Annotated in this window: 18 protein-coding genes and 1 tRNA gene; 13 read left to right on the top strand and 6 right to left on the bottom strand. The window is 66.0% G+C overall.

Features of this window, described 5'->3' with window-relative positions:
* The first annotated feature begins 13 nt into the window (after positions 1-13).
* From tsaE to trxA, 6 genes are all read left to right on the top strand, one after another.
* Positions 14-454, top strand: a complete 441-nt coding sequence (gene tsaE, locus QOL62_RS12850) for a tRNA (adenosine(37)-N6)-threonylcarbamoyltransferase complex ATPase subunit type 1 TsaE (RefSeq protein ID WP_379511663.1) — start codon at positions 14-16, stop codon at positions 452-454.
* Positions 451-1,449: an aminoglycoside phosphotransferase family protein gene (locus QOL62_RS12845; RefSeq protein WP_283406550.1), complete on the top strand. Its 999-nt coding sequence runs from the start codon at positions 451-453 to the stop codon at positions 1,447-1,449. The genes tsaE and QOL62_RS12845 overlap by 4 nt, the downstream gene beginning before the upstream one ends.
* A complete protein-coding gene (locus QOL62_RS12840) occupies positions 1,446-2,171 on the top strand; it encodes a nucleotidyltransferase family protein (RefSeq protein ID WP_283406549.1) in 726 nt (241 codons plus the stop codon). The genes QOL62_RS12845 and QOL62_RS12840 overlap by 4 nt, the downstream gene beginning before the upstream one ends.
* Complete coding sequence (locus tag QOL62_RS12835; RefSeq protein WP_283406548.1) at positions 2,164-5,166, top strand: PD-(D/E)XK nuclease family protein; 3,003 nt, start codon at positions 2,164-2,166, stop codon at positions 5,164-5,166. Before QOL62_RS12840 ends, QOL62_RS12835 begins: the two co-directional genes overlap by 8 nt.
* On the top strand, positions 5,163-8,654 hold the full coding sequence (gene addA / locus QOL62_RS12830; protein ID WP_283406547.1) for a double-strand break repair helicase AddA: 3,492 nt from the start codon (positions 5,163-5,165) through the stop codon (positions 8,652-8,654). Before QOL62_RS12835 ends, addA begins: the two co-directional genes overlap by 4 nt.
* A 76-nt stretch (positions 8,655-8,730) precedes the next feature.
* The gene (gene trxA / locus QOL62_RS12825; protein ID WP_103730279.1) at positions 8,731-9,051 is read left to right on the top strand and encodes a thioredoxin; all 321 of its coding nucleotides are present in this window, start codon (positions 8,731-8,733) and stop codon (positions 9,049-9,051) included.
* Between the two features lie 83 nt (positions 9,052-9,134).
* On the opposite strand, the gene QOL62_RS12820 is transcribed toward trxA, so the two are convergent.
* The 3 genes from QOL62_RS12820 to argJ are packed head-to-tail and all read right to left on the bottom strand — an operon-like array spanning position 9,135 to position 11,811.
* Positions 9,135-9,956, bottom strand: coding sequence for an inositol monophosphatase family protein (locus tag QOL62_RS12820; RefSeq protein WP_283406546.1), 822 nt, complete (start codon positions 9,954-9,956; stop codon positions 9,135-9,137).
* On the bottom strand, positions 9,953-10,582 hold the full coding sequence (locus QOL62_RS12815; RefSeq protein ID WP_283406545.1) for a glutathione S-transferase family protein: 630 nt from the start codon (positions 10,580-10,582) through the stop codon (positions 9,953-9,955). Before QOL62_RS12815 ends, QOL62_RS12820 begins: the two co-directional genes overlap by 4 nt.
* A 2-nt stretch (positions 10,583-10,584) precedes the next feature.
* Positions 10,585-11,811: a bifunctional glutamate N-acetyltransferase/amino-acid acetyltransferase ArgJ gene (gene argJ / locus QOL62_RS12810; RefSeq protein ID WP_283406544.1), complete on the bottom strand. Its 1,227-nt coding sequence runs from the start codon at positions 11,809-11,811 to the stop codon at positions 10,585-10,587.
* Between the two features lie 371 nt (positions 11,812-12,182).
* Between argJ and QOL62_RS12805 the strand changes: the two genes are divergently transcribed.
* The 6 genes from QOL62_RS12805 (at position 12,183) to QOL62_RS19905 (ending at position 19,271) form a co-directional block, all read left to right on the top strand.
* Complete coding sequence (locus QOL62_RS12805; protein ID WP_103730275.1) at positions 12,183-12,461, top strand: hypothetical protein; 279 nt, start codon at positions 12,183-12,185, stop codon at positions 12,459-12,461.
* A gap of 104 nt (positions 12,462-12,565) precedes the next feature.
* On the top strand, positions 12,566-15,298 hold the full coding sequence (secA, locus tag QOL62_RS12800) for a preprotein translocase subunit SecA (protein WP_103730274.1): 2,733 nt from the start codon (positions 12,566-12,568) through the stop codon (positions 15,296-15,298).
* Between the two features lie 217 nt (positions 15,299-15,515).
* Positions 15,516-16,097 (top strand): hypothetical protein, encoded by a 582-nt coding sequence (locus QOL62_RS12795; RefSeq protein WP_283406543.1) that lies wholly within the window; start codon positions 15,516-15,518, stop codon positions 16,095-16,097.
* Complete coding sequence (locus tag QOL62_RS12790; RefSeq protein WP_283406542.1) at positions 16,094-17,443, top strand: PepSY-associated TM helix domain-containing protein; 1,350 nt, start codon at positions 16,094-16,096, stop codon at positions 17,441-17,443. The genes QOL62_RS12795 and QOL62_RS12790 overlap by 4 nt, the downstream gene beginning before the upstream one ends.
* Positions 17,444-17,543: 100 nt before the next feature.
* Positions 17,544-18,395, top strand: a complete 852-nt coding sequence (locus tag QOL62_RS12785; protein WP_103730271.1) for a glucose 1-dehydrogenase — start codon at positions 17,544-17,546, stop codon at positions 18,393-18,395.
* Between the two features lie 363 nt (positions 18,396-18,758).
* Positions 18,759-19,271, top strand: a complete 513-nt coding sequence (locus tag QOL62_RS19905) for a PilZ domain-containing protein (RefSeq protein WP_379502454.1) — start codon at positions 18,759-18,761, stop codon at positions 19,269-19,271.
* Between the two features lie 290 nt (positions 19,272-19,561).
* Here the strand turns inward: QOL62_RS19905 and QOL62_RS12775 are convergent.
* Together QOL62_RS12775 and QOL62_RS12770 are read right to left on the bottom strand one after the other, a co-directional pair.
* Positions 19,562-19,636, bottom strand: a tRNA-Asn gene (locus QOL62_RS12775).
* A gap of 109 nt (positions 19,637-19,745) precedes the next feature.
* Complete coding sequence (locus QOL62_RS12770; protein ID WP_283406540.1) at positions 19,746-20,540, bottom strand: NAD kinase; 795 nt, start codon at positions 20,538-20,540, stop codon at positions 19,746-19,748.
* Positions 20,541-20,646: 106 nt separating this feature from the next.
* On the opposite strand from QOL62_RS12770, the gene QOL62_RS12765 reads away from it, so the two are divergent.
* Complete coding sequence (locus QOL62_RS12765) at positions 20,647-21,999, top strand: EAL domain-containing protein (protein ID WP_283406539.1); 1,353 nt, start codon at positions 20,647-20,649, stop codon at positions 21,997-21,999.
* A gap of 62 nt (positions 22,000-22,061) precedes the next feature.
* Here the strand turns inward: QOL62_RS12765 and mfd are convergent, their stop codons facing one another.
* Positions 22,062-25,538 carry a transcription-repair coupling factor gene (gene mfd / locus QOL62_RS12760; RefSeq protein ID WP_283406538.1) on the bottom strand — a complete coding sequence of 1,159 codons (3,477 nt, stop codon included), beginning with the start codon at positions 25,536-25,538 and terminating at the stop codon, positions 22,062-22,064.
* Positions 25,539-25,700 lie beyond the last annotated feature (162 nt).

The raw sequence follows: 25,700 nt of genomic DNA, 5'->3' as shown, positions 1-25,700 counted from the left end.
GACTGTGAAGACGATCGCGTTACCGGATCTTGCCGCGATGGATCGGTTTGGGCGTGCCGTGGCCGATGCCTTGCGGGCGGGGGATGTGATCGCTCTCACCGGCGGGCTTGGGGCGGGCAAGACCACCCTTGCGCGGGCGATCATCGCCGGTCTCGGCCATGACGGGGAGGTTCCCTCGCCCAGCTTTGCCATCATCGAGCCTTACGATCGGCCCACGGTGCGGCTGCCGCTGGTCCATGCCGACTTCTACCGGCTGAATCATCCCGGCGAGGCCGATGAGATTGGCCTCGACGATTACCGGCAAGGCGCGGCGCTCATTGCCGAGTGGCCGGAGCACGCCGGCGGTTTCGCGCATGAGCCAGGCTGCCTCTCGGTCGCGCTGGAAGTTGTCGAGGACGGCAGGATCGCCATTGTCGAAGGCGGGGCGGATTGGCTAGGGCGGATGCCGGTATGACGTTAGAAAACCCGAACTATCCCGAAGGCCTCGATGCTTTCCTCGCCACCGCCGGCTGGGGAGGCGCAGCGGTAGAGCCGCTGCCGGGCGACGCCTCCTTCCGGCGCTACTTCCGCATCCGCAAGGCGGGTGGCGAAACCGCGATGCTCATGGACGCGCCGCCGCCCCACGAGGATCCGGGGCCGTTCCTGCGCGCCGCACACTGGCTGGACGACAATGGCATGCGTGCGCCGCGCATCCTGGCGGAACGGCCGGAGCGCGGGCTGGTGCTGCTGGAGGACTTCGGTGAAGCGCGGATGCGCGACTATCTCGACCAGTGGCCGGACGATGAGAACGCAGTCTATTCCTCGGCGGTCGATGCTCTTGTGAAGCTGCATCAGCTGCCGGCCGGGCCGTTCCTCGATTACTCGCTTTCGGAATACCTGCGGGAAGCGAAGCTGTTCATCGACTGGTACTGCACCGCGCAAAACCTCTATGTCGATGCGGCCGGGTTCACCAACGCGTGGGAGCGCGCCCTGGCCGACCTGTTGCCACGGCAACGGCCCGGCGTCACCGTGCTGCGCGACTACCACGCTGAAAACATCATGCTGATCGGGAGCCTCGAAAAGCAGGGGCTGCTCGATTTCCAGGACGCTCTCGTCGGCCATCCGGCCTACGATCTGGTGTCGCTGCTGCAGGATGCGCGCCGCGATGTCTCGGCGGAACTCGAAGCGCAGATGTTCGATCGTTACGTCCAGAAGACGGGCGTGAACGTGGACCGCTTCCTGGCGGATTATGCCCGCCTCGGCGCCCAGCGGAACGCCAAGATCGTAGGCATCTTCGTGCGGCTCTGGCGGCGCGACGGCAAGCCCCGTTATCTCGACCTGATCCCGCGCGTGTGGGCCTTGCTGGAGCGGGACCTCGCGCATCCGGCGCTGGCGCCGGTGGCGGCCTGGTTCGACGCGAACATCCCAGCCGAACTGCGGGCCGCGCAGGGGGGTAGCTTCGCACGATGACCGTGAAACAGCTCGCCAGCGATACCGCGATGGTTCTGGCCGCAGGTCTGGGCAAGCGCATGCGGCCGCTGACCGCCACCCAGCCCAAGCCGCTCGTGCGCGTGGCGGGCAGGTCGTTGATCGATCATGCATTGGACAAGCTTGCAAACGCGGGCATCGCCAAGGCGGTCGTGAACGTCCACTACATGGCCGATGCACTCGAAGGGCACCTTGCCGTGCGCAAGGCGCTGCCGCAGATCATCATCTCGGATGAACGCGACATGCTGCTCGAGACCGGGGGCGGCATGGTCAGGGCGGCTGACCGTCTTCCTGATCCCTTCTTCTGCCTCAACAGCGACAACATCTGGCTCGATGGCCCGAATGACGTTTTTGCGGAGCTTTCCACCGCGTGGGACGCCGAGCGAATGGATGCGCTGCTGCTGATGGTGCCGCATACCCGTGCGCTCAATTACAAGGGCGAGGGCGACTTTCACCTCGATCCGGCGGGCCTGGTCTCCCGTCGTAGCCCGGGGCGTGTGGCGCCGTTCATCTTCACGGGCATCCAGCTTGTGTCCCGACGCCTGCTTCGCGATGCGCCGGATGGTCCGTTCTCGACCAACATCCTTTGGTCCCGCGCAATCGAAGAGGGGCGGCTCTTCGGCATCTCGCACATGGGTTTGTGGTTCGAAGTGGGGGAGCCGTCGGCGATCAGGCCGACCGAGGAATGGCTGACCCGTGTCTGACCGGGCCGGGGGCGGGAAGGATCGCCCGAAGGTCTATTCCATCGCCGCACACAGAGGCTTCGCCGACGCGCTCGTGGCGGGCCTCGTGCCTCGCTACACGCAAGGTGAGCTTGGCCTTGCCCGCCTGACACTGCTGCTGCCCAGCCGCCGTACGGTGCGCACCATGACGGAGGCCTTCGTCCGTCATTCCGGTAACGGCCTTCTTCTGCCGCGCATGGTGGTGGTGGGCGATCTGGATCTCGATGAGGCGGTCGGTCCGCTGCTCGATCCGCTCGGCGCAGCGGATATCCCTCCGGCGGCCGACGGCACCCGTCGCTGGCTGCGTCTCGCGCACTATCTGCGCGAAGTGGAGGGTGACGCTGCCGGCAAGGGCGCGGCATTGCTGCGCCGCGCCTTCGAGATCGGTCGGACGATGGACCGCCTGATCGCGGAGGAGATAGCGCCAATCGACCTGATGTCGGAGCGCGTGGTCGGCATCGTCGGCGATCTCGCCGGGCACTGGACGGACAATACGCGCAGCTTCCTCATGGTGCAGCAGCACTGGATCGCGGAACTCGCCGCAAGGGGAGAGATTGACGCGCCGGAGCGCCGCAACCGTCTGTTCGATCACGCAGCCGCGCGCTGGCGTGTGCAGCCGCCCGCGCACCCCGTCATCGCGGCGGGGGTAACGGGCGCCTCTCCCGCACTGGCCCGGCTGCTGCGCGTCATCAGCGAGCTGCCGCAAGGCCTTGTGGTCCTGCCGGACCTAGACCTTTCCCTTTCCGACGAAGTGTGGTCGGAACTCGGCACCGCCGGGGCGCCCGCTGATGAGGGAGATCCGCCGTTCGGCCGCAGCGATGCTGTCACGCACCCGCAGTACCATCTCAAGCTCCTGCTGAACCGCATGGGCGTTTCGCGCCATGAAGTGCAGCCGTGGCATCGCTCCGGCCTTGCCGCCGCGCCGCCGGAGCGCAGTCGCGCCATCTCGAGCCTGTTCCTGCCTCCTCGCGCATCGGCTGCCTGGGTGAATCTTCCCGCCGAGCAACGCAGGCTGAGCGGCGTGCGCCTCATGGAAAGCGCGCATCCCGGGGAAGAAGCACAGGCGATTGCGGTGCTGATCCGCGAGGCGCTGGAAACGCCGGAACGGCGGGTGGCGCTCATATCGCCCGACCGTGGCCTTGCGGCGCGGGTGGTCAGCCACTTGGAGCGCTGGGGCATCGCAGCCGATGATACCGCCGGCCGGCCGATGCCGCAGACGGCGGCGGGACGCCTGCTGCTGCTGCTGGCCGAGGTGGTTTCGGAGCAGGCTGCGCCTGTCCCGCTGATTGCGTTGCTCGTCCATCCACTGGCGGGTGCAGGCGAAAACCGGGCGCGATGGCTTGAGAACGCGCGCAAGCTGGATCTGGAGCTACGCGGGCCGCGGCCGGGGATCGGCCTCGATCCCATCGGCGCCCGGGCGAATGTGGCAAAGGTGGCGGAATGGTGGGGCGGCATTCAGAGCATCCTGACGCCGCTGTTCAGCCTTGGGGAAACGGAACCGCTCGACCGCCTGATGGGCCTCCTGGCCGATGCCGCGGAGGCACTTTGCGGCGAAAGCCTCTGGGGAGGCGCCGACGGCCGGGCGCTCAGCAGCATGCTCGAAGAGCTGAGGGAGGCGGCTGGTTCGGCTGGAACGCTCCTGGACCCGCGTGAACTTCACGCCGTCCTGCGCGACGTGATGGATCGGGTTTCCGTCAGGCCACCCTGGGGCGGCCATCCGCGCGTCGCCATCTATGGCCTTCTGGAGGCCCGGATGAGCCGGGCCGATCTCGTCATCTGTGGCGGGTTGGTGGAGGGCGTCTGGCCCGGCAGCGCATCTCTGGATGCCCTGCTTCCGCCCACCGTGCTCCGGGCGCTGGGCGTGCCGGGTGCGGACTTCCGCATCGGTCTGGCCGCGCATGACCTTGCCGCGGCACTCGGCGCGCCGCAGGTCGTGCTGAGTTGGGCGCAGCGTGACGAGGGCGGCCCGGTGATCCCCTCTCGTTTTGTCCTTCGAGTGAGGGCCATGCTCGGCGACCAGCTGGAGCGCCACGTCGAACGCGAGGCGGTCCGTCATGCGCGACTGCTCGACGATGCGGCTCCGGTGGCTCCGCATCCCAGGCCCCAGCCCCTGCCGACGGCAGAACAGCGGCGGGTGGATCTGTCAGTGACCGGGCTCGACCGGCTGCGGGGGGACCCGTACCAGTTCTACGCCAGCGCCATCCTCCGCCTGCGCAGCATCGATGGGCTCGACGCCGAACCCAGCGCGGCCTGGAAAGGTGAAGTTGCGCACCTCATCATGCAACGCTGGCACGAGGCGAAGGAGCCCGCAGGCGGTCTGCACGCGATCGCGCAAGGGGTGCTGACGGAGCAGAACGCCCATCCGCTCATGCGGGCCTTGTGGTGGCCCCGACTGGCGGCGGCGCTCGAAACCTTCGAACGCATGATCCTGGAGGGCAAGCAAGCCGGCCGGAACGTTATCGCCGTGGAGCAGTGGGGCGACATGCTTTACCGCGACGTGCGCATACACGGGCGCGCCGATCGCATCGACCGGCGCGAGGACGGCAGCCTTGCCGTGGTCGATTACAAGACCGGGCAGCCGCCCACCGGCAGCCGGGTCGAAGAGGGCTTCGCACTTCAGCTCGGCCTCATCGCACTGATTGCCAGGGAAGGCGGCTTTAAAGGCATCGACGGCGTGGCGGACTCGTTCGAGTACTGGTCGATGGCCAAGGGCCGGGACGGAGCAATGGGCTACGTGTTCGAACCAGTGCGGGAGGGACGGAAGAAGACCGGAATCCCGCGGGAGGACTTCCTGCCGGAAACGCAGCGTTACCTCGACGACGCCCTCGATCGCTGGATTCTGGGCGAGGAGCCGTTCACCGCGCGGCTCAATCCTGAACTGGGAAGCTATGCCGATTACGATCAGCTGATGCGGCTGGACGAGTGGATCACCTCGCTCGGCGCCCTCGATCCCGAAACGGGAGCGGACCGGGCATGAGCGGTCCTGCAACTGTCCATCCGCTGCACGGCAACCAGATGCGGGCCGTGGACCCGCAGGAGACGGTGTGGCTTTCCGCTTCGGCGGGCACCGGCAAAACGCAGGTTCTTTCCTCGCGTGTGCTTCGCCTGTTGCTCCAGCCGGACGTGGACCCCTCGCAGGTGCTTTGCCTCACCTTCACCAAGGCCGGCGCCACGGAAATGGCGGCGCGCATCAACGGCACGCTTGCCGAGTGGGTGCGTCTGCACGAAGCCGAGCTTGGCATGCGCCTCGCCGCCATCGGTGCACAGGCGACTCCTGAGAACATCGCGCGCGCGCGTACGCTGTTCGCCTCGGTGCTGGATTCTCCGGGCGGCGGGCTGAGGATCGACACCATCCATGCCTTCTCGCAGTGGCTTCTGGCGACCTTCCCGCTGGAGGCGGACCTCATCCCCGGCAGCCGGCCCATGGAAGATCGGGAACGTGACTTGCTGGCGCGTCAGGTGCTGGCGGATCTGCTCGTCGATGCCGAGGATGGCCTGAAAGGTGACCCCGCGCTGCTCAGGGCGGTGGAGCAGCTTTCCCTGCGCCACGGCCCTGACGCGGTCATGGCGTTCCTGCTGCGCTGCGCCTCCGCCCGTGAGGCGTGGTTCGGTCCCGGCGGATGGCAAGCGGGCGACCTGCGCGCCAATGTGCTCCGCCTGCTCGGCCTTCCTCCCGAAGCGGACTGGGACTGGTTGGCGGCGAGGTGCGAGGATGCCGCCTTCGACGTGCGGTCGGTGCGGCACTGCATGGCCGTCAACAACGAATGGGGGACGAAGACGGGGCTTACGGCGGTCGATGCGATCAGCGAGTGGCTCCTTGGTACCGGCACGCAGCGGCTGGAGGCGCTGGAGGCGCTTGCCCGGGTCTTTCTCACTCAGAAAGGCGAGCCCAAGTCCACGACGTCGCAGGACAAGCTCGATCCCGGGTACGCGGACTCCTGCGCGCGCGTGATCGAGGATGTGCTGGCGATCCGGGCGGCTCGTGTGCTTCTCGCCCTTGCCGATCGCCTCGTTCCTGCCCTGCGTCTGGGGCGTGCCTTCGCGCTGGCATGGGACGCGGCGAAACAGCGCGAAGGCCTGATCGACTTCGACGACCAGATCCGCCGCGCGGCGGATCTTCTTGCCAACCAGGCGCAGGCGGACTGGATCCGCTACAAGCTGGACCGCCGCTTCGATCATATTCTCGTCGACGAGGCGCAGGATACTAACGCGGCGCAATGGGACATCATCTTTGCGATGGCGGGCGAATTCTGGGCTGGGCTCGGCCAGCATGAGAATGTCATGCGCACGCTCTTCGTCGTGGGTGACTACAAGCAGGCCATCTTCCGCTTCCAGGGCACCAGTCCGGAGAATTTCCGCCGCGCCGCAGATCGCGTCCGTCGCGAGATGGGCGCGGCGGCGGATAACGCCAGTTCCCTTCGCAGCGCCATCACGCCGCCGCAGTTCCGCGAGTACGGCCTCGATCGGTCTTTCCGCAGTGCGCAGCCGGTCCTCGACTTCGTGGATCGCGCCATCGCCGGAATCGGCCACGAGAACTTCGGCCTCGACCGCCCGGCCGAGCGGCACCAGGGGCAGGAGCGGCCCGGCTACGTCGCCGTTTGGCAGCCCGTCAGCGATGTCGCCGGTGGCGAGGACGACGAACTGCCGGACGAGGAGGGCGTCTCCCCCGACTGGCTCTCCCGACCCGACCGCCAGATGGCGGAACGCATCGCTCTTCAGGTGCGGGAATGGCTGGATGAGCAGGGGCCGGGTTTCACGCTGGTGAAAGGCCGGCCGCGCCGCGCCCGGGCGGAAGACATCATGGTGCTTGTCCGTCAGCGCAAGGAGCTCGCCGGGCTGATCGTTGCACGGCTTCATGCGGCGGGTGTGCCTGTCGCCGGCGTCGACCGTCTACGGCTCGGGGCTCCGCTTGCGGTCAAGGATCTGGTCGCCGCGTTGCGCTTTGCCGTGCAGCCGCTGGATGACCTCAACCTGGCGGCTCTTCTGGTTTCACCGCTGGTGGGATGGAGTCAGGAGCAGTTGCTGGCTCATGGCTACCGGGACAAGCATGCGCGCCTTTGGGAGCACCTGCGCCGTTCGCGCGAGCCGGAGGTCGCGGCCGTCATGCTGAAGCTGGGCGAGCTTCTCGCCCGGGCGGACTACGCGCCGCCGCAGGACCTCCTTCAGTGGCTGCTCGTGGGGCCATGGCAGGGGCGGCGCAGGCTCGTGGCGCGGCTTGGCACCGAAGCCAACGATCCGATCGACGAACTGGTGAACGCGACCAAGGCCTATGCCGTCACGGCCACCCCAAGCCTTGCCGGCTTCCTCGCGTGGTTCGATGCGGGTGACGGCGAGTTGAAGCGCGAAGCGGACAATGCCGCCGGTCTGGTCAGGGTCATGACGGTCCACGGATCGAAGGGGCTGCAGGCGCCTATAGTCATCCTTGCGGACGCCACGACCAATCCGGATAACGCGCGCGAACGCGGGATAGATCTGCCCGACCCGGCGAACGAGACTCGTCTGATCCCGCTCCCGCCCTTGTCGAAGGAGGAGAAGCAGGGCCGCATTGCCCAGCGGATCGAGGAAGGGAAACGCGCTGACGAACAGGAGCACTGGCGCCTGCTATACGTCGCGATGACGCGGGCCGAGGAAGCGCTGTTCGTGGGCGGGGCCCTGACCAGCCGCGATAAGGGCGAGCCGAGCCCGAAGAGCTGGTACGCCCGGCTGCGCCAGCTCTTTCCCACAGACGCCGTCCTTGCCGATCCGATTTGGGGTGGGCGGTGCGAACATGGCGTCCTGGCAGAGCCGGTGCCGTTGAAGACGGGGGCGCCGCAACTCGATCTGCGCGAACCGCTGCCGCGCTGGCTGGACCGCGCACCACCCGCCGAGCCGCGCCCGCCGCGGCCTCTGGCTCCCTCGGCCCTTGGCGAGGAGGACGCGCCCGATCCGCCGTTCCCGCCCGGAGCCGGACGCGATGCCGCGCGCCGCGGCACTTTGGTCCACAAGCTGCTGGAACGCCTGCCCGATGTAGCGCCGCCGTCGCGCCGGTCGGCCGGCGAAGCATGGCTGCAACGACATGCCGCCGACGTTGCGCAGGAGGACCGCGCCGCGCTGCTCGCCAGCGCACTGGCGGTGCTTGAGAACCCGGATTGGGCTGACCTTTTCTCGCCGGACAGTCTTGCGGAAGTTCCGGTGGCAGCAGTCGTGGGCGGCCAGGTCATTGCCGGCACCATCGACCGCCTCGTCATCGAGCCGGATCGCGTGCGCATCGTCGATTACAAGAGTGCGCGCCGGCCGCCTGACCGGATTGATGCCGTGCCCCGTGGCGTTTTGCGCCAGATGGGCGCTTACGCCGCAGCGCTCGAGGCCACGTTCCCCGGGCGGTCGGTGGAAGTCGCCTTGCTGTATACCGCAATACCGCGTCTTATCGAGGTGCCCGCCGAGGTGCTGGCCCGGCACAAGCCCGACTTGGAGCCGGGTGAGTAAACCTTTCGCCCTGCGGCGTTGCGCCGCCGGGTATCTGTCCTAAATTGTAGGCAAAGTTTCCTTCAGGAGTGTTTCGATGTCCACCATTGCCGTCACCGATGCCAGCTTCGAGGCCGACGTCCTCAAGTCCGACAAGCCCGTCCTCGTCGATTTCTGGGCGGACTGGTGCGGCCCGTGCAAGATGATCGCTCCTGCGCTTGAGGAAATCGCCGAGGAACTGGGCGAACAGGTGACCATCGCCAAGATGGACATCATGGCCAACACGGACACGCCGGCTCAGATCGGCGTGCAGTCGATCCCGCTGCTGGTGCTGTTCAAGGACGGCCAGCCGGTGGCGAAGAAGCTTGGCGCGGCACCCAAGAGCGCGCTCAAGGGCTGGATCGAAAGCGAGCTCTGAGCCGCTCTGCCCTTGTGTTTCCCAGCAGGCCCCTGCCGCGAAAAGCGGCGGGGGCTTTCGTTTTGGGGGGGCGTTTCGGGCGCTCAGCCCAGCGCGGCGGTGAGGGCGGCGAAGCTGTCCCACAGCTGCGGGCTGGATGCGCCGATGAGGTCGCGCCGGTCGTATTCGTCGACCCTGTAGGCACTGCCATCGGGCCGTGCCGCCATGCCGCCCGCTTCGTTCAGGAACAGCACGCCTGCCGCGTGGTCCCACGGCAAGGTGCGGTTGAACACCGAGATGTCGTTGATGCCCAGGACCAGCCGCGGGTACTGCTCGGCAGCGCATCGCGGGATGTCCACCAGAGTGTACTCCGGCGCTATGTGAGTCAGCACCTTCTGGCGTGCGCCTTCATCGAGAAAGACGGTCGATATGGCCGCGACCGGCGGTTGGCATCCGGTTGCGCGTGCGCTCACGCGTGCGCCGTCGATCCAGGCTCCGCCGCCGAGATCGGTCTTGCAGAACCGTCCTGTCAGGCAATCGAGGATCCAGCCTCCGATCGTCTCCCCCTTGTCCGCGAGAGCGACGAGGATGCCGAACGGGGGCTTTCCGGCCGCAAAATTGTTGGTTCCGTCCAACGGATCGACGATCCAGCAGAGCCGATCCTTCAGGCGCTCCATCACGGACGGATCTGCGTAGACGGCTTCTTCTCCGACGACCGCGGCTTCCGGAAGCAAGGCCGCGAGGCGATCCGTCAGGAGAAGCTCGGCTTCTTTGTCAGCGATGGTGACGACGTCGTCCGGCGCCTTCGCGTCGATCTCGCTTGCCGCGAGACGTTGGTAATGCGGGAGGATCGCAGCGCCGCTCGCCTCGCGCATGATGGCTTCCACGGCGTCGTGCAGGCTGGGTGTAAGCGACGAACGTGTCATGTCAGCGGGATCATGACCTTGTCCGCGAAGCCGGGACGCTCGCGGATCCGGGCGTACCAGTCGGCCACGGCCGGGAACTCCGGCTTGTCGAACGGCAGGCTGAACCACGTGTAAGCGTAGACACCCATGGGGATGTCGCCGATTCCGAACTGGCTTCCGGAGAGCCAGGGCCTCTCACCGAGGTACGTGTCCATGACCTTCAGGTGCTGCGCACACTGATTGATGCGGCGAGCGATCGCGTCATAGTCCCATTGATCCTCCGGCGTGCGGGCGAACGCCAGGAACGGCTCGCGCTGCGCATCCGCGTAAGTGATCTGCCAGTCCATCCACCGGTCCGCCAGCGCGCGGTCGATCGGATCGGCGGGAAACCAGGCGGGGCCGCCGTATTCCGCCGCCATGTACCGCAAAATCGCGTTCGATTCCCAGAGGACGATCTTGCCATCTTCGATCATCGGGACGAGCCGGTTCGGGTTTCTTGCAAGGTAAGCGTCGGTGTAGCCGAAAGCGCCGCCGATGTCGTGGCGGCGGTACGCGAGGCGCAGCTCCTCCGCGAACCAGACGACCTTCTTCACGTTGTGCGAATTCAGGCGGCCCCAGATCGTGAAGAACGGCTCTGCCGCAGCCATGCTCAGCTCCTGTAGTCCGCGTTGATCGAGATGTACCCGTGCGTAAGGTCGCAGGTCCAGACAGTCGCCGCGCCGTCGCCGAGACCGAGGTCCACTTCGATGGAGATGTCCTGCCCCTTGAGGTGTGCGGCGACGGGCGCTTCGTCGTAGTCGGCCAGCGGCAGCCCCTCACGGGCGGCCCAGGTACCGCCGAAGCCGATGGAGAGCCTGTCACGGTCGGCGGGCTCACCCGCCTTGCCCACGGCCATCACCACGCGGCCCCAGTTCGCATCCTCCCCGGCGATGGCGGTCTTGACCAGCGGCGAGTTGGCGATGGCCATGCCGACCTTGCGGGCGCTCTCGTCCGAAACGGCGCCGGTGACGCTTACGGCGATGAACTTCTGGGCCCCTTCGCCGTCCCGGACGACGAGGTGGGACAGCTGCAGGCAGACGTCATGGATGGCCGCTGCAAAGGCGTCAGCACCGGCGCTTTCGAACGAGGCGAGCGGCGTGTTACCGGCCTTGCCCGTCGCGAAGGCGAGCACGGTGTCGCTGGTCGAGGTGTCCGAATCAACGGTGATGCAGGAGAACGTGCGCTCGTTCGCGGCCGAGAGGCACTGTTGCAGGAAGGCGGGTTCCACGGCGGCATCGGTGAAGATGTAGCCCAGCATCGTCGCCATGTCGGGCGCGATCATGCCAGAACCCTTGATGATGGCGCTGATCGTGACTTTCGTGTCGCCGATCATCGCCGTTGCCGTGGCACCCTTGGCGAAAGTGTCCGTCGTCGCGATGGTGTTCGCCGCCTCTTTCCACGAGCATGGCTCTGCGAGGAGAGCCTTGGCGACGCCTTCGCGCGCCTTGTCCTTCGGGAGGGGCACGCCGATCACGCCGGTCGACGAGACGAAGACCTGCTCCCTCGCGCAGCCGAGATGGGCAGCGACCTGGTCCATGATCTGCTCCACCGCCTCCCGGCCACGGTAACCGGTGAAGGCGTTGGAATTGCCGGCGTTCACCACGAGGGCGCGGGCATGGCCCTGCGTGATATTCGCGCGGCCGAGTTCCACTTCGCTGGAGCAGCAGAGATTTCGGGTGAAGACGCCAGCCACCGTCGTGCCTTCATCAAGGGTGACGTAGGTCAGGTCGCATCGCCCCCAGTCCTTGTATCCCGCACGGACGGCGTGCGGCGTAGCACCCGCGATATCGGGCAGAACAGGGAAGGGAGAGGCGAGCGGAGAAACGGTGTAGGCCATGGTGCAGGGTGCCTAGCGCGTGCGCGTTGGAGGTCAAGGGAGCTTGGGGTGAGGGTCTTCGGCAACAACAGGTTTACACGGTTTACACGGTCCTGAAGCAAGGCCTTGCGGTTCATGGAGGCCTGGGTGCAGACGGTGGCGGGATGCGGGATAGGTCGGGGCAGGGGCACCGAATGGACGCTACACTTCCAGGAGAGTTGTAGGAAAGCGTGAAGAAGGGAGTTACTTGTATTCCAGGCCATGGCTGGCGCAGCCGATAGTCTTTCCGCCCGATCCCGGCAGTGCTGTCGAGGGCGTGAAAGCCGTGCTGCGAGGCGTTCACCGCAAACGCATGTGGACACATCCCGTCATCGACCCTATCTGACGAGCTGATGGCACATCGCCTGCTCCTGACCCTGCTTGCCCTGCTTACGGGCTTTGCCGCGCAGATCGGCCCTGCCGAAGCGCGGGTTGCGCAGATGGCCGCCCAGCAGGTCTCCGCAGCGTTCGAACGTACAGCCGCAAAGTCACCGCGGGCTCCCGTCGCATTGGCGCGCCTGCCGGAACCCGGTCTGCGCAACACGCGCCGCCAGGCACCCTTGCGGACTGCCGAGCCGACTCCGATCGTCGTCAGGACGGTCCTGACCGGCATAGACCGCGCGCACGAATAGCGCGTTCGCGCATTCCTCGCTTTCTCGCGACCTTTTCGCGCCCAGCCTCGCTGCGGCGCGCGCACATCGATCATACGCATTCACGAAAACAGGGATTCCCCGCCATGCTCGGCGCACTCGTCAAATCCATCTTCGGCTCGTCCAACGAGCGTTACGTCAAGTCGCTCGACAAAGTCGTCGGCCGCATCAACGCCTTTGAGCCCACACTGGAGGCGATGAGCAACGAGGAACTGGCCGCCCAGACCCCCAAGTTCCGCCAGCTGCTGGCGGACGGCGCTACTCTTGACGACATCCTGCCCGAAGCGTTCGCTACCGTGCGCGAGGCTTCGAAGCGCGTGTTCGGCATGCGCCACTTCGACGTTCAGCTGATCGGCGGCATCGTGCTTCATCGCGGCGAAATCGCCGAGATGCGCACGGGTGAGGGCAAGACCCTCGTGGCCACCACGGCGACCTACCTTAATGCGCTCGAGGGCAAGGGCGTCCACGTCGTCACGGTGAACGACTACCTCGCCCGCCGCGACGCGGAGCAGATGGAAAAGCTGCACGGCTTCCTGGGCCTGACGGTCGGTGTCATCGTACCCAACCTCAACGAGTGGGAGCGGCGCGAAGCCTATGGCGCCGACATCACGTACGGTACGAACAACGAGTTCGGGTTCGATTACCTTCGCGACAACATGAAGCACGAGCGCAGCCAGATGGTGCAGCGCCCCTTCAACTTCGCCATCGTCGACGAGGTCGACTCGATCCTGATCGACGAGGCGCGGACGCCGCTGATCATTTCCGGCCCAACCGACGACAAGAGCGAGCTCTACGTCCAGGTCGATGCCATCGTGAAGCAGCTCCAGCCCGAAGACTACGAGGCGGACGAGAAGACCAAGAACATCTCGCTCACCGAAGACGGCGTCGAGAAGGCCGAGCGTTTGCTTGAAGCGGCCGGTCTCCTCGTGGGCTCCAACCTCTACGACGTGGAGAACACGCAGGTCGTCCATCATCTGGACCAGGCCCTGAAGGGCGTGTTCATGTTCAAGCGCGACACGGACTACATCGTGAAGGACGGCAAGGTCGTCATCATCGACGAGTTCACGGGCCGCATGATGGATGGCCGTCGCTGGTCGAACGGCCTGCACCAGGCGGTGGAAGCCAAGGAAGGCGTCCGCATCGAGCCGGAGAACCAGACCCTCGCCTCGATCACGTTCCAGAACTACTTCCGCATGTATCCGAAGCTGTCCGGCATGACCGGTACGGCCGCCACCGAAGCGGGCGAGTTCTACGACATCTACAAGATGAACGTCGTCACCATCCCCACGAACGTGCCCGTCCAGCGCGTCGATGAGGAGGACGAGTTCTACAAGAACACGATGGACAAGTTCGCGGCCATCGCGAAGCTGATCCGCGAAAAGAACGAGAAAGGCCAGCCGGTTCTCGTCGGTACCGTGTCCATCGAAAAGTCGGAACTGCTGTCGGACTTCCTCAACAAGGAAGGCGTCAAGCACTCGGTCCTGAATGCTCGCTTCCATGAAATGGAAGCGCACATCGTGGCGCAGGCGGGCTCGCTCGGTGCTGTCACCATCGCCACCAACATGGCCGGTCGCGGTACGGACATCCAGCTGGGCGGCAACGTCGAGTTCCGCGTCGAGGACGAACTGCGTGACCTGCCCGAAGGCCCGGAACGCGACTCCGCGATCGCGCGCATCAAGGCAGAGGTGGGAGAGCAGAAGCGTCTCGTCCTGGAGGCGGGCGGCCTCTGCGTCATCGGTACGGAGCGTCACGAAAGCCGCCGCATCGACAACCAGCTGCGCGGACGTTCCGGCCGGCAGGGCGATCCGGGCATGTCGAAGTTCTACCTCTGCCTCGAGGACGACCTGCTGCGCATCTTCGGTCCGGACACCCTGTTCTCCAAGATGATGAACAATAACCTCGCGGACGGCGAGGCGATCGGCTCCAAGTGGCTTTCGAAGGCGATCGAGACGGCGCAGAAGAAGGTGGAGGCCCGCAACTACGAAGTGCGCAAGCAGGTCGTCGAGTACGACGATGTGATGAACGACCAGCGCAAGGTCATCTACGAGCAGCGCGCCGACATCATGGATGCGGATGCCGTGGATGACGTTGTCGTCGAAATGCGCCACGACACCATCAACGCCCTTGTCGCGGACACCTGCCCGGCCGGCTCCTATCCGGAGAACTGGAAGGTCGAGGAACTCACCGTCAAGGTGAAGGACATCCTTAACGTCGACGCGCCGATCTCCGCGTGGATCGAGGAAGACGGGCTCGAACCGGAGGACATCGAGCAGCGCATCACGGAGCTTGCCGACGCGCACATGGCAGCCAAGATGGCGCAGGACGATCCGGCAATCTGGCGCCAGGTCGAGAAGTCGATTCTGCTCGACCGCCTGGACCATTACTGGAAGGAGCACCTCGCCACGCTCGACGCGCTGCGTCAGGTGGTGTTCCTGCGCGCCTATGCCCAGAAGCAGCCGATCAACGAGTACAAGCAGGAAGCCTTCGGCCTGTTCGAGCGCATGCTCGACACCATCCGCGAAGACGTCACCCGCATTATTTCCGTCAGTGAACTGCGGATGGCGGAGCCTGCGGAGCTGCCTGAACTGCCGGACTTCCTGACCGGGCACATCGATCCGCTCAGCGGGCTCGACAACAGTAACGATGGCGACGGTTCCGCCGCCATGCCGCAGCTGTTCGGCGCGCTCGCAGGGAGCCCGGACGGCGTCGGGGCGAACGGGGAGGGCAATCCCTGGGCCGATCTCCAGATCAGCCGCAACGCACCGTGCCCCTGTGGTTCGGGCAACAAGTACAAGCACTGTCACGGCGCTCTGGCCTGACGGCATTCGCGCCGGTTCGCGGTCGCGGCTGACGAAATCGAAGGAGCCTCGGCATCGCCCGGGGCTCCTTCTTTTTTGACGACCTTGTTAATGCAAGTAACTCGCATTAAAGGCTGGCGGATAAACGTCAGGGGACCCGCGTGCGTTGTCGAAACTTGCCTGCCCTCCTTGTGGCCGTGCCGCCGTGCATCAGCTTTTCCGCCCGGCCCGGCGCTGAATGATGGCGACGGATGCCTTGATCGCCGCTTCTGCGCTGGCCGCCGTCCTCGGCGTCGGCACGCTGCGCTTTGCGTGGTCGCGCGCGAAGCGGTCCTCGGTGCTGAATACGCTGGGCTGGGGCCTGCTGGCGGCTTCCGTCGCCGGGGGCTGGGCCGGGGCCGGCGCCTGGGGCTCGACGGTCTCGGCCCTGTGGGCCATGGGCGCGGCTTTCGTCCTGCTCGCTGTTGCCGCTCTGACGGCTCCTGCGGCGCGGTCGCCTGCGTCGAACCGACGGGCGGGGATGCTGCCGGAAGGCAACGAACCGCGACGGACAGGTCGCCGCCTGATCACCTTTCTGCTGGTCGCCGTCCTGCCGCTCGTCCCTTCTGTCGGAGCGGCGCTGGCACTGGTGCAGCTCGGAAAAGCCCTGGGCTGGAGCACCGCCAACGCGCTGGTCACGGCGCTGATGGCGGCCCCGCTGGTCTGGGCACTCATCACCTATGCGGTGCTGATGCGGGCGGACCGCCAAGGGCAGCTTAAGATACTGGCCCTCGCAAGCCTTCCCCTTCTGCCTGCTCTTGCCGCCGGAATCGCCGCATGACGACTGCGCCTGAACCTTCCACCGTCAAGCGGGCCCTGTCCGCGCATGCCGCCATCGGCCTCCTCGGCGGAGCGCTGCTTTACCTCGTCAGCCTCACCGGAACCCTCGCCGTCTTCTTTGCCGAGATGCAGCGGGTGGAGCAGGTGCGTGCCCCCGAAATGAGCACCATCACCCCGCAGGCTGTACAGCGGGGCGTGGAGGCGGCACTGGATGCCGAGCGCGGCGGGCCTACCACGACGCACCTCTACGTTCACATGCCGGTGCCCGAACTGCCGCGCACGACCATCACCACCGACACCCGCGCGACCCACGTGAACACGGATGGAACGCTTGCCAATGCCGAGGAGATCGCCTGGTCGGACTTCCTCGTCGCGCTGCATTATACGCTCAACCTGCCGGCGCTCGTGGGCATCACCATCGTCGGCATCCTCGGCGTCATGATGCTTGCGCTTGCCCTCTCGGGCGTGGTCGCTCACCCGCGCATCTTCCGCGATGCCTTCCTGCTGCGCGCGCGCAACGGCAACGGCGTGGCGCTTGCCGACTGGCACAACCGGATGAGCGTCTGGACTCTCCCGTTTTCCGTGGCCGTCGCCCTGACCGGGGCCGTCATCGGCCTTGCGACTGTCACGGCCTTCGCCATCGCCGCGCTCGATCATGACGGCGACATCGAAGCGGTCTACGCGCCCCTTTTCGGAGAGGAGGGCGAGCATGACGCCAGCGCGGCCCCGGCGCCGAACGTGGCAGCGGCGCTAGGCTATATGGCGCGCCAGCATCCCTCGCGCACCATCACGTACGTCACCTTGCACGATCCGCTCACCCGGGGGCAGGAGATCCAGGTTTCCGCGCTCCACGAGCGTCGCCTGATTTTCGGCGAAACCTATCGCTTCGACGGGCAAGGCCGCTTCATCGCCACGGCCGGACTTTCCGACGGAGAGGTGGGCCAACAGATCGCCGCGTCCAACTATCGGCTTCATTTCGGCAATTTCGGCGGCCTTCCGGTCAAGATGGCCTATGTCCTGTTCGGGCTGGCCCTGACGGCGATCTGCGCGACCGGCACGTACATCTGGCTCGGCAAGCGCCGCCGCCGCGGGCATGACGAGCCCCGGCTGCTCAAGGCTTGGGACGCGGTCGTCTGGGGCATGCCCTCGGCGCTGGCGCTCTCGCTGGCCGCACGGTTTGCCCTTGGCAACGAGGCGCCGCTGGCCGCGATCTTCTGGCTGAGCTCGCTTCTTGCCGTGCTGATCGCTCTGGCGCCGATACCGCCGCAGCGGTTCCGTCGATCGGCGCAAGGGCTCCTCGTCCTGACCTGTGCCATTGCCGCCGGGCTCTGGTTCGTGAATCTCTGAAGGCCTGCGTTCTCCGTCGAAGGCTCCGCAGATGCGACGAACGGCAGGCGCGGGGAAACCGCGCCGCGGTGCCTTCGTTCCATCTGGAAAGGAGATACACATGACCGAGACCAACGAGATGATCCACGAAGACCCGCTACCGGGCCACGAGAGCACTCTCGAACCCAAGCCGGAGTGGCAGCCACGGTATCCCGGATCGGGCCGGCTGCAGGGGAAGGTCGCGGTCATCACGGGCGCCGACAGCGGCATCGGGCGTGCCGTGGCCGCGCTCTATGCGCGAGAGGGCGCGGACATAACCATCGTCTACTTGCTCGAAGACGATGACGCCGCGGAGACGAAGCGGATCGTCGAGGCGGAAGGGCGACGGGCGATCACCGTGCGCGCGGACGTCGGCTCGCGCAAGATGTGCGAGAAAGTCGCGGAAGAGACGCTGGCGGCGTTCGGTCGCATCGACATCCTCGTGAACAACGCGGGCGAGCAACATCCCGACAAGGACATCATGGACATTTCGGAGGAGCAGCTGCGCCGCACCTTCCAGACCAACATCTTCGGCATGTTCTTCATGACGCAGGCGGTTCGTCCGCATCTTTCCGCCGGCGCCGCGATCATCAACTGCACGAGCGTAACCATGTATCAGGGCAGCAAGGAACTGCTCGACTACAGCTCGACCAAGGGCGCCATCACCGCCTTCACGCGGTCGCTGTCCGAAAACCTCATCGAGCACGGCATTCGTGTGAACGCCGTTGCCCCGGGTCCGATCTGGACGCCGCTGAACCCCTGCGGCGGTGCCACGCCGGACAAGCTGGAGCATTTCGGTGAAAGCACACCCATGGGCCGTCCCGGGCAGCCCAACGAGGTGGCCCCGTCCTTCCTGTTCCTCGCGTGCGACGACGCCAGCTACATGAGCGGGCAGGTTCTGCATCCGAACGGCGGCATCATCGTCAACGGTTGAGCGATGGCGCTGGCCGGTCTTGCGGGGGCCCCACCTTGAAAAAGCCGGGGGAGCGGGCGCTGAGGTGATCCCGCTCCCGCTCCCGCTATCGGCGCAAGATGCCTGAGCGAGGCACGTCCAGAACCGCTCCAGCTGCCACTTCTCGGCCACTCGGCGCGTGACCTAGCCTCGTCGAGCAGGTCGATCGGAAAGCGGTTCATCCGCTGTCAGGAGGGGCGCCGAAGCGTCACGACACATCTTCCTCAAGAACAAGTGCGGTCACCTCACAGGCCCCGGCGGGTTCCCGCGTCTGCCCTTTGCCTTCGATTGCAGTCTGATCGAGGGACAGAACGCTTCATTAACTTTTATGTTCTACTGGGAAGCATGGGGTCGTTCAGACAAAGGGAACCGCGTCGCGCCGTTCATCTCACGGCTCGTCTTCGTTGCGATGCGGGCTGGTCAGACGTCATCATCCGTAATGTCTCGACGCGGGGCCTGATGTTGGAGTCCCACCAGCCACCGGCGAGGGGTACCTTCATCGAGGTACGCCGGGGACATTCCTGCATTGTCGGACAAGTTCGGTGGAGCAGGGAAGGGCGCTTCGGGATCCGGAGCCAGAGTAAAATCGATGCAGATCAGCTCCTCGCGGAGCGCCCAGGAGAGACTGGCGGCAATGATCGCCGCGCGAAGCCGCGCGACGACGTTGCACTGCGACCGAGGATTTCCGCAGACATCCAGCATCATCGAAGCAGATATTTTGCGCGATTGGCAGAGTGGGCGGTGGTGGTCATAGCCGTGGCATTCGGCGCCTACGTTCTGGCAACGCACGCCACCTCAGCGTTGTCGCGGTCGCTTCTTCCGGCCCGCTCGGCTTTCGAGGGCAGTCTCCGCGATTAAGCCCGCTTCTTCCGGCTGCAGAGCGCCTCTAGTGGCGAACTGCGAATGACGAACAAAGGCATAAAGGCTGTCAGTGGCCAACGCACCGACAAGAGGCTCGCGAAGTAATCGAAGGTGCGGATCAGAAGCGGCTTGCCGAAGAGGGATTGCGATGCCGCTGTGGGGGTAGGAATCGTCTGTCAGGAAGCTGGGGCAGCGATCCGCGAAGACGCATAATGTCTTACCTGCCGCTTGGCCGTGACAATCAGCACCCCGAAGGGACTGATTACGCTGGATTGTCTGGAAGAAGTTGGCTCCCCGAGTAGGATTCGAACCTACGGCCATTCGATTAACAGTCGAATGCTCTACCGCTGAGCTATCGGGGAGCAGCCTGTCAGTGTTTCCACCGCCGGGCAGGGGTGCGCCAATAACAGCTTCTCCGAGGTTGGCAAGCCCGAGCGCGAGGATTTTTGAAAATTTCCAAAAAAATCTGGCTCAGACCTGAAATTGCTCGGCGAAGATGCGTTCCTCCAGCGTGAAGCCGGGGTCGAACAGGAGCGTGAGCTCCTTCTCCGCAGTGGCGTTGATTTGGACGGTGGCCACGTCGCGCACTTCCTTCTGGTCGGCCACCGCGGCCACCGGCCGTTTGCCCGGTTCGAGGATGCGCAGTTCCACCTCAGCGCTCTCCGGCAGAATGGCGCCTTTCCAACGGCGCGGACGGAACGGGTTAAGCGGCGTCATCGCCACCATGCGCGAACCCAGCGGCAGGATCGGACCGTGGGCCGACAGGTTGTACGCGGTCGAGCCCACCGGCGTCGCCAGCAGTATGCCGTCTCCGGCGAGTTCCTCCAGCCGGACGCGGCCGTTGATGCGGATCTCCAGCTTGGCGGTCTGCCGCGTCTCGCGCAGCAGCGATACCTCGTTGATGGCGTGATAGCTGAATTCCTGCCCGTCCTGCGTCGTCGCGTTCATGCAGAGCGGGCGGACCGGCACCCGGTGCGCCTCCGCCACGCGACGGGCGATCGCGTCGTCGTCCAGCGGGCCGTTCATGAGGAAGCCGACGGTGCCGAGATTCATGCCATAGACCGGCTTGATCGCGTCGCGGTCCAGCAGTTCGTGCAGCACGTGGAGCAGGAAACCGTCGCCGCCGAGGACCACCAGCACATCGGCTTCCTGAGGCGCAACCCAGTCATGGGAATCGTGAAGGACCCGGGCTCCGGCCTGCGCCTTGGCGCTGTCAGAGACGATAAGGGCGAGCTTTGGCAGGGCCAGCTCCGCGTCGTTGGTCATCGTGTCTCCCGAGAGGGGCAGGATGGTCCCATTCTGGGACCGCACCGGCCGCTTTGGCTGTAGAATTTTGAAGGGTTTGGCAAGAGGTTTGGGCTATGAGCGCGCCATGGTCGCAAAAGTGAACGAGATGGTCCGCAACCGTGCCGCGCGGATCGAGGATCGGCTGTCCGCCATTCCCGGGCTGGAGGCCGTGCACGATCGCGTGGCCGTCTGGCGCGATGACTCCTCGTTCAGCCTGCCGGACATGCAGGTCCACGCGATGCTGCTCAGCCTGCGCCGGCTCGACGCCATCAACATGGCCTATGGCGCGGCGGCAGGGGACGGCGCGCTGGAGGAAGTGGCCACGCGTATCAGCCACTTCGCGGACGAGGAACTGGATGGCCCCTGGCTTGTGGCACGCGCCGGCGGTGGCAGCTTTCTGCTCGTTGCAAACGAGGCCTGCACGCGCGAGCGCTGGCAACTCGTGGCTGATCAGCTGGCGGATATGATTGCGCGGCCGATCGCGCTTCCCTCGGGCGTTTTGCGCTTGTCCCCGCGCGTGGCGCTGATCCGGGCGCATCCTGCCGAGACGGTGGAATCCATGCTGGACCGACTGGGCCATGCCCTGGAGGACGCGCACGAGCAGCCAGGCACCCGTCTGGCCTGGGCAGACCGCGGCGTCACGCCGCCGGGCCGATCCGCCCAGCAGTTCGAAGTGGACCTGCTCGGGGCGATCGATCGGGACGAGATCGAAGTGCTGTTCCAGCCGCAGTTCAATCTCGGGGACGACAGGCTGACGGGCGCCGAAGCGCTGGCCCGATGGAACCATCCGCAGCTTGGCCGCATCGGCGCGGGCGCGCTCTTCGCCATCGCCGAGAGGGCAGACTATATCGGGCCGCTGTCACGCCACATCGCGCACAAGGCGATGTGGGCGGCGCGGGAATGGCCGGGCCAGCTGCGCCTTTCCATCAACGTCACGCCTGCCGATCTGGCCTTCGCCAGCTACACCCGCCAGATGCTGGAGCTGATCCGCGAAAGCGGGTTCCCGCTGCGGCGGCTGACACTGGAAATCACCGAACAGGCGTTGATCGGCGATGTGACCGTCGCGGCGCAGACGATGGCGGACTTTTCGGCGCAGGGCATCCGCATCGCGCTGGATGACTTCGGCGCCGGATTCTGCAACTTCCGCTATCTCAAGGTTCTGCCGATCCACTACCTGAAGCTGGACCGCGCCATGATCGACGGCATCACGACCGATCGCCGTGACGTGGCCGTGCTGCGCGCCATCGTCGCCATGGCCCGGGCGCTCGACCTCGAAGTCATAGCCGAGGGCATCGAGGAGGAGGGGCAGCGCGAAGTGGCGGCACGGGAGGGCTGCGCCTACTATCAGGGATTCCTGCGCGCGCAGCCGATGAGCGCGGCGAAGTTCGCAGCGCTGGCCGCCGCGCAGGAGCCGGGTCTGGAGAGCGCTGTCGCTTAGCACCTGCCGGTGCCGCCGAGCCGCGCAGGGGGCAGCGCGAACGGCGCTGCGCCTATCCGGCTTCAGCCTTTGCGTGCGACTGCGCTCAGCCCCTTGGTCAGCTGCAGGAGGCCGTTGAGGCGGCTCTTCGGATCGCCCCAGGCGCGTTGCAGCACCAGCTTGTTGTCCGGCCGCAGCTTCACCGCGCCGTTCAGCCTCTCGGCATAGGCGATAAGGCCTGCCGGGTTGGGGAAGCTGTCGTTGTGGAAGCTGACCAGGGTGCCGCGCGGCCCGACGTCGATCTTGGCGATGTGCGCCTCGATCGCCTGCCGCTTGATCTGGATGAGCTGGACAAGGTTCGCAGTCGGCTGGGGCAGGGGGCCGAAGCGATCGATCATCTCGGCGGACAGCGACTCGATCTCCTGACGCGAATCCGCATCGTTGAGGCGGCGGTAGAGCGCCATGCGGACGGCGAGGTCCGGCACGTAATCTTCCGGGATCATGATCGGCGCTTCAACAGTGATCTGCGGAGACAGGCCCGAAGTGTCCTTCTCCAGCCCGACGCCGCCCGCGCGCGCGGCAAGGATGGCGTCCTCCAGCATCGACTGGTAGAGTTCGAAGCCGACTTCGCGAATGTGACCGGACTGCTCGTCGCCCAAGAGGTTGCCCGCTCCCCGAATGTCGAGATCGTGGCTGGCGAGCTGGAAGCCTGCACCGAGTGAATCGAGGTCACCCAGCACCTTGAGGCGCTTTTCAGCGACTTCGGACAGGGCCCGGTCTGCAGGCGTCGTCAGATAGGCATAGGCGCGCAGCTTTGAACGGCCGACGCGTCCGCGCAACTGATAAAGCTGGGCAAGGCCGAAGCGGTCGGCGCGGTGGATGATGATCGTGTTGGCGCGCGGAATGTCGATGCCCGATTCGACGATCGTGGTCGAGAGCAGGACCTCGTATTTGCCCTCGTAGAAGGCGCTCATGCGTTCTTCCACTTCGCCCGCCGCCATCTGGCCGTGAGCGGAGATGTACTTTACCTCGGGCACGTTCTTGTGCAGCCAGTCCTCGATCTCGGCCATGTCGGAGATGCGGGGGACGACGATGAAGCTCTGCCCGCCGCGATGGTGTTCGCGCAGCAAGGCTTCGCGCATCACCATCTCGTCCCATTCCATGACGTACGTGCGCACGGCCAGGCGGTCGACCGGCGGGGTCTGGATGGTGGAGAGTTCGCGCAGGCCCGACATCGCCATCTGCAGCGTGCGCGGAATCGGCGTTGCCGTCAGCGTCAGCACGTGCACGTCGGCACGCAGCTGCTTCAGCTTTTCCTTGTGATTCACGCCGAAGCGCTGCTCCTCATCGACGATGACGAGGCCCAGGCGCTTGAAGCTGACGGTCTTGGAAAGGATTGCGTGGGTGCCGCAAACCACGTCGACCGTTCCGTCCGCCAACCCGTCGCGGGTGGCCTTCGCTTCCTTTTCAGGCACGAGGCGGGAAAGACGGCCGACGTTGAGCGGGAAGCCGTTGAAGCGCTCCGCAAAGCTCGAATAATGCTGACGCGCCAGCAGCGTGGTGGGGGCGACGACGGCGACCTGCTGGCCCGCCATGGCCGCGACGAAGGCGGCGCGCAGCGCCACCTCGGTCTTCCCGAAACCAACGTCGCCGCACACGAGGCGGTCCATCGGCCTGCCGCTGGAGAGGTCTTCCAGCGTGTCCGCGATGGCGGCTTCCTGATCCTCGGTCTCCTGCCAGGGGAAGCGGTCGACGAACTGGTTGAAGCTGGATTCGTCGGCGGCGAGGACGGGGGCCTGACGCAACGCGCGTTCGGCGGCCGTCTTCATCAGTTCGCCCGCGATCTCCCGGATGCGCTCCTTCAGGCGGGCACGGCGCTTCTGCCAGGCCTCGCCGCCCAGCTTGTCCAGCGCGACGCCTTCCGCTTCGCTGCCGTAGCGCGAGAGGACGTCGAGGTTCTCGACCGGGATGTAGAGCTTGTCGCCGCCCGCATAGGTCAGCATCACGCAATCGTGCGGGCTCTTGCCGACGGGGATCGACTGCAAGCCTTCATACCGACCGATGCCGTGGTCCATGTGGACGACGAGATCGCCCGGCGTCAGCGCCGCCAGTTCGGCGAGGAAGGCGTCGGAGTCCTTCTTCTTTTTCTTCCGGCGGACAAGGCGGTCGCCCAGGATGTCCTGCTCGGTGATGACTTCGACCGACTCGTTGGAGAAGCCGGTCTCCAGCGGCAGCACCAGCGCGGCGGAGCGGCCCTGCACGGCAAGCCCCAGTGCCTCCTGCCAGGTCTCCGCGACGCGCGGCTCCGGACCCTGTGCCTCGCCGAGGATCGAGACGAGGCGGGCGCGACTGCCGGGCGAGTAGGCGGCGAGGATCGCCTTGCGGCCAGACTTGGCAATGGAATGAAGGTGCTTCGCGGCGGCTTCGTAGGCGTTGTCGCCTCGTGCGCGCTCAGGCGCGAAGTCCCGTGCATTGCCGAAGCCGAAGTCAATGACCTTCGCGCTTTCCGGCTGGGCGAACGGATCGGCCCGGTGGACGGGATGTGCCGCGATCAACCCTTCGAACTCGTCCCTGGCGAGATAGAGCGAATCGGTCGGCAGCGGGCGATAGGAGCCGGCCTTCTGTCCCGATGTCTCGAGGCGCGCCTTGTGGTAATCGGCAATGTCGGTGAGGCGTTCATCCGCAGCGCCGAGCGCGGCGTTGTCGATCACGATGAGGTCGTCCGGCCCCAGGTGGTCGAACAGAGTCACCAGCCGGTCCTCGAACAGCGGCAGCCAATGCTCCATGCCGGCAAGGCGGCGCCCATCGCTGACCGCCTGATAGAGCGGGTCCGCCGTGGCGTTGGCGCCGAACATCTCACGATACCGGGTGCGGAAGCGCTTGACGGTGTCGTCGTCCAGCAGAGCTTCGCTGGCGGGCAGCAGCAGGTGGTCCGGAATAGTGCCGGTGGAGCGCTGAGTGCCGGTATCGAACAGGCGCAGCGTCTCCAGTTCGTCCCCGAAGAAGTCGAGGCGCAGACCGCCGTCCAGGCCGCTCGGCACGATGTCGAAGATGGAGCCGCGCACGGCGAACTCGCCTGCGTCGATGGCGGTGTCGGTGCGCTGGTAGCCCTGCCGACGCAGCAGCGCGATCAGGCTTTCGTGGCCCACTTCCATGCCGGGTTTGAGCAGGCGCACCGATTCGCGGATGCGGAACGGCGTCAGCACGCGCTGGAGCAGCGCGTTGGTCGTGGTGACCAGCAGTTGTGGACCCTGCCGCTTCAGTTGCAGCGCATGAAGCGCGGCAAGGCGGCGAGCGCTGACCGACAAGGCGGGGCTGGCGCGGTCGTAGGGCAGGCAGTCCCACGCGGGGAACTCGATCACGTCCAGCTCGGGCGCGAAGAACTGCGCGGCGCTGGCGACGGCGCTCATTGCCGCGTCATTGTCAGCGACAAAGACGGTGCGGCCTTTCGCTGCGATGGCGCGGGCAAGGTCGGCCATGACCAGCGGCTGGGCGCCGCGAGTGACCGAGGCGAGGGTCAGCGGCGCCGGGGCCGTGATGATGCGATTGAAATCAGTCATGACGGAGATGGCAGGCGGGATATGCGGGACTGTGCGGAAATACAATCATCTTGCGCAGTAACACCGCGCCCGGCTGCTTGATCCGCAGCTCGCATCGTCTTTGACGTGACAACGCGAAAGATGGCGCCATGGTGCGCCATGAGGCTCGCTAACGGGCCGGAT

This window comes from Novosphingobium panipatense (genome assembly GCF_900182875.1).
GTDB classification, from domain to species: Bacteria; Pseudomonadota; Alphaproteobacteria; order Sphingomonadales; family Sphingomonadaceae; genus Novosphingobium; species Novosphingobium panipatense.
This window is presented reverse-complemented; position numbering and strand designations above follow the sequence as displayed.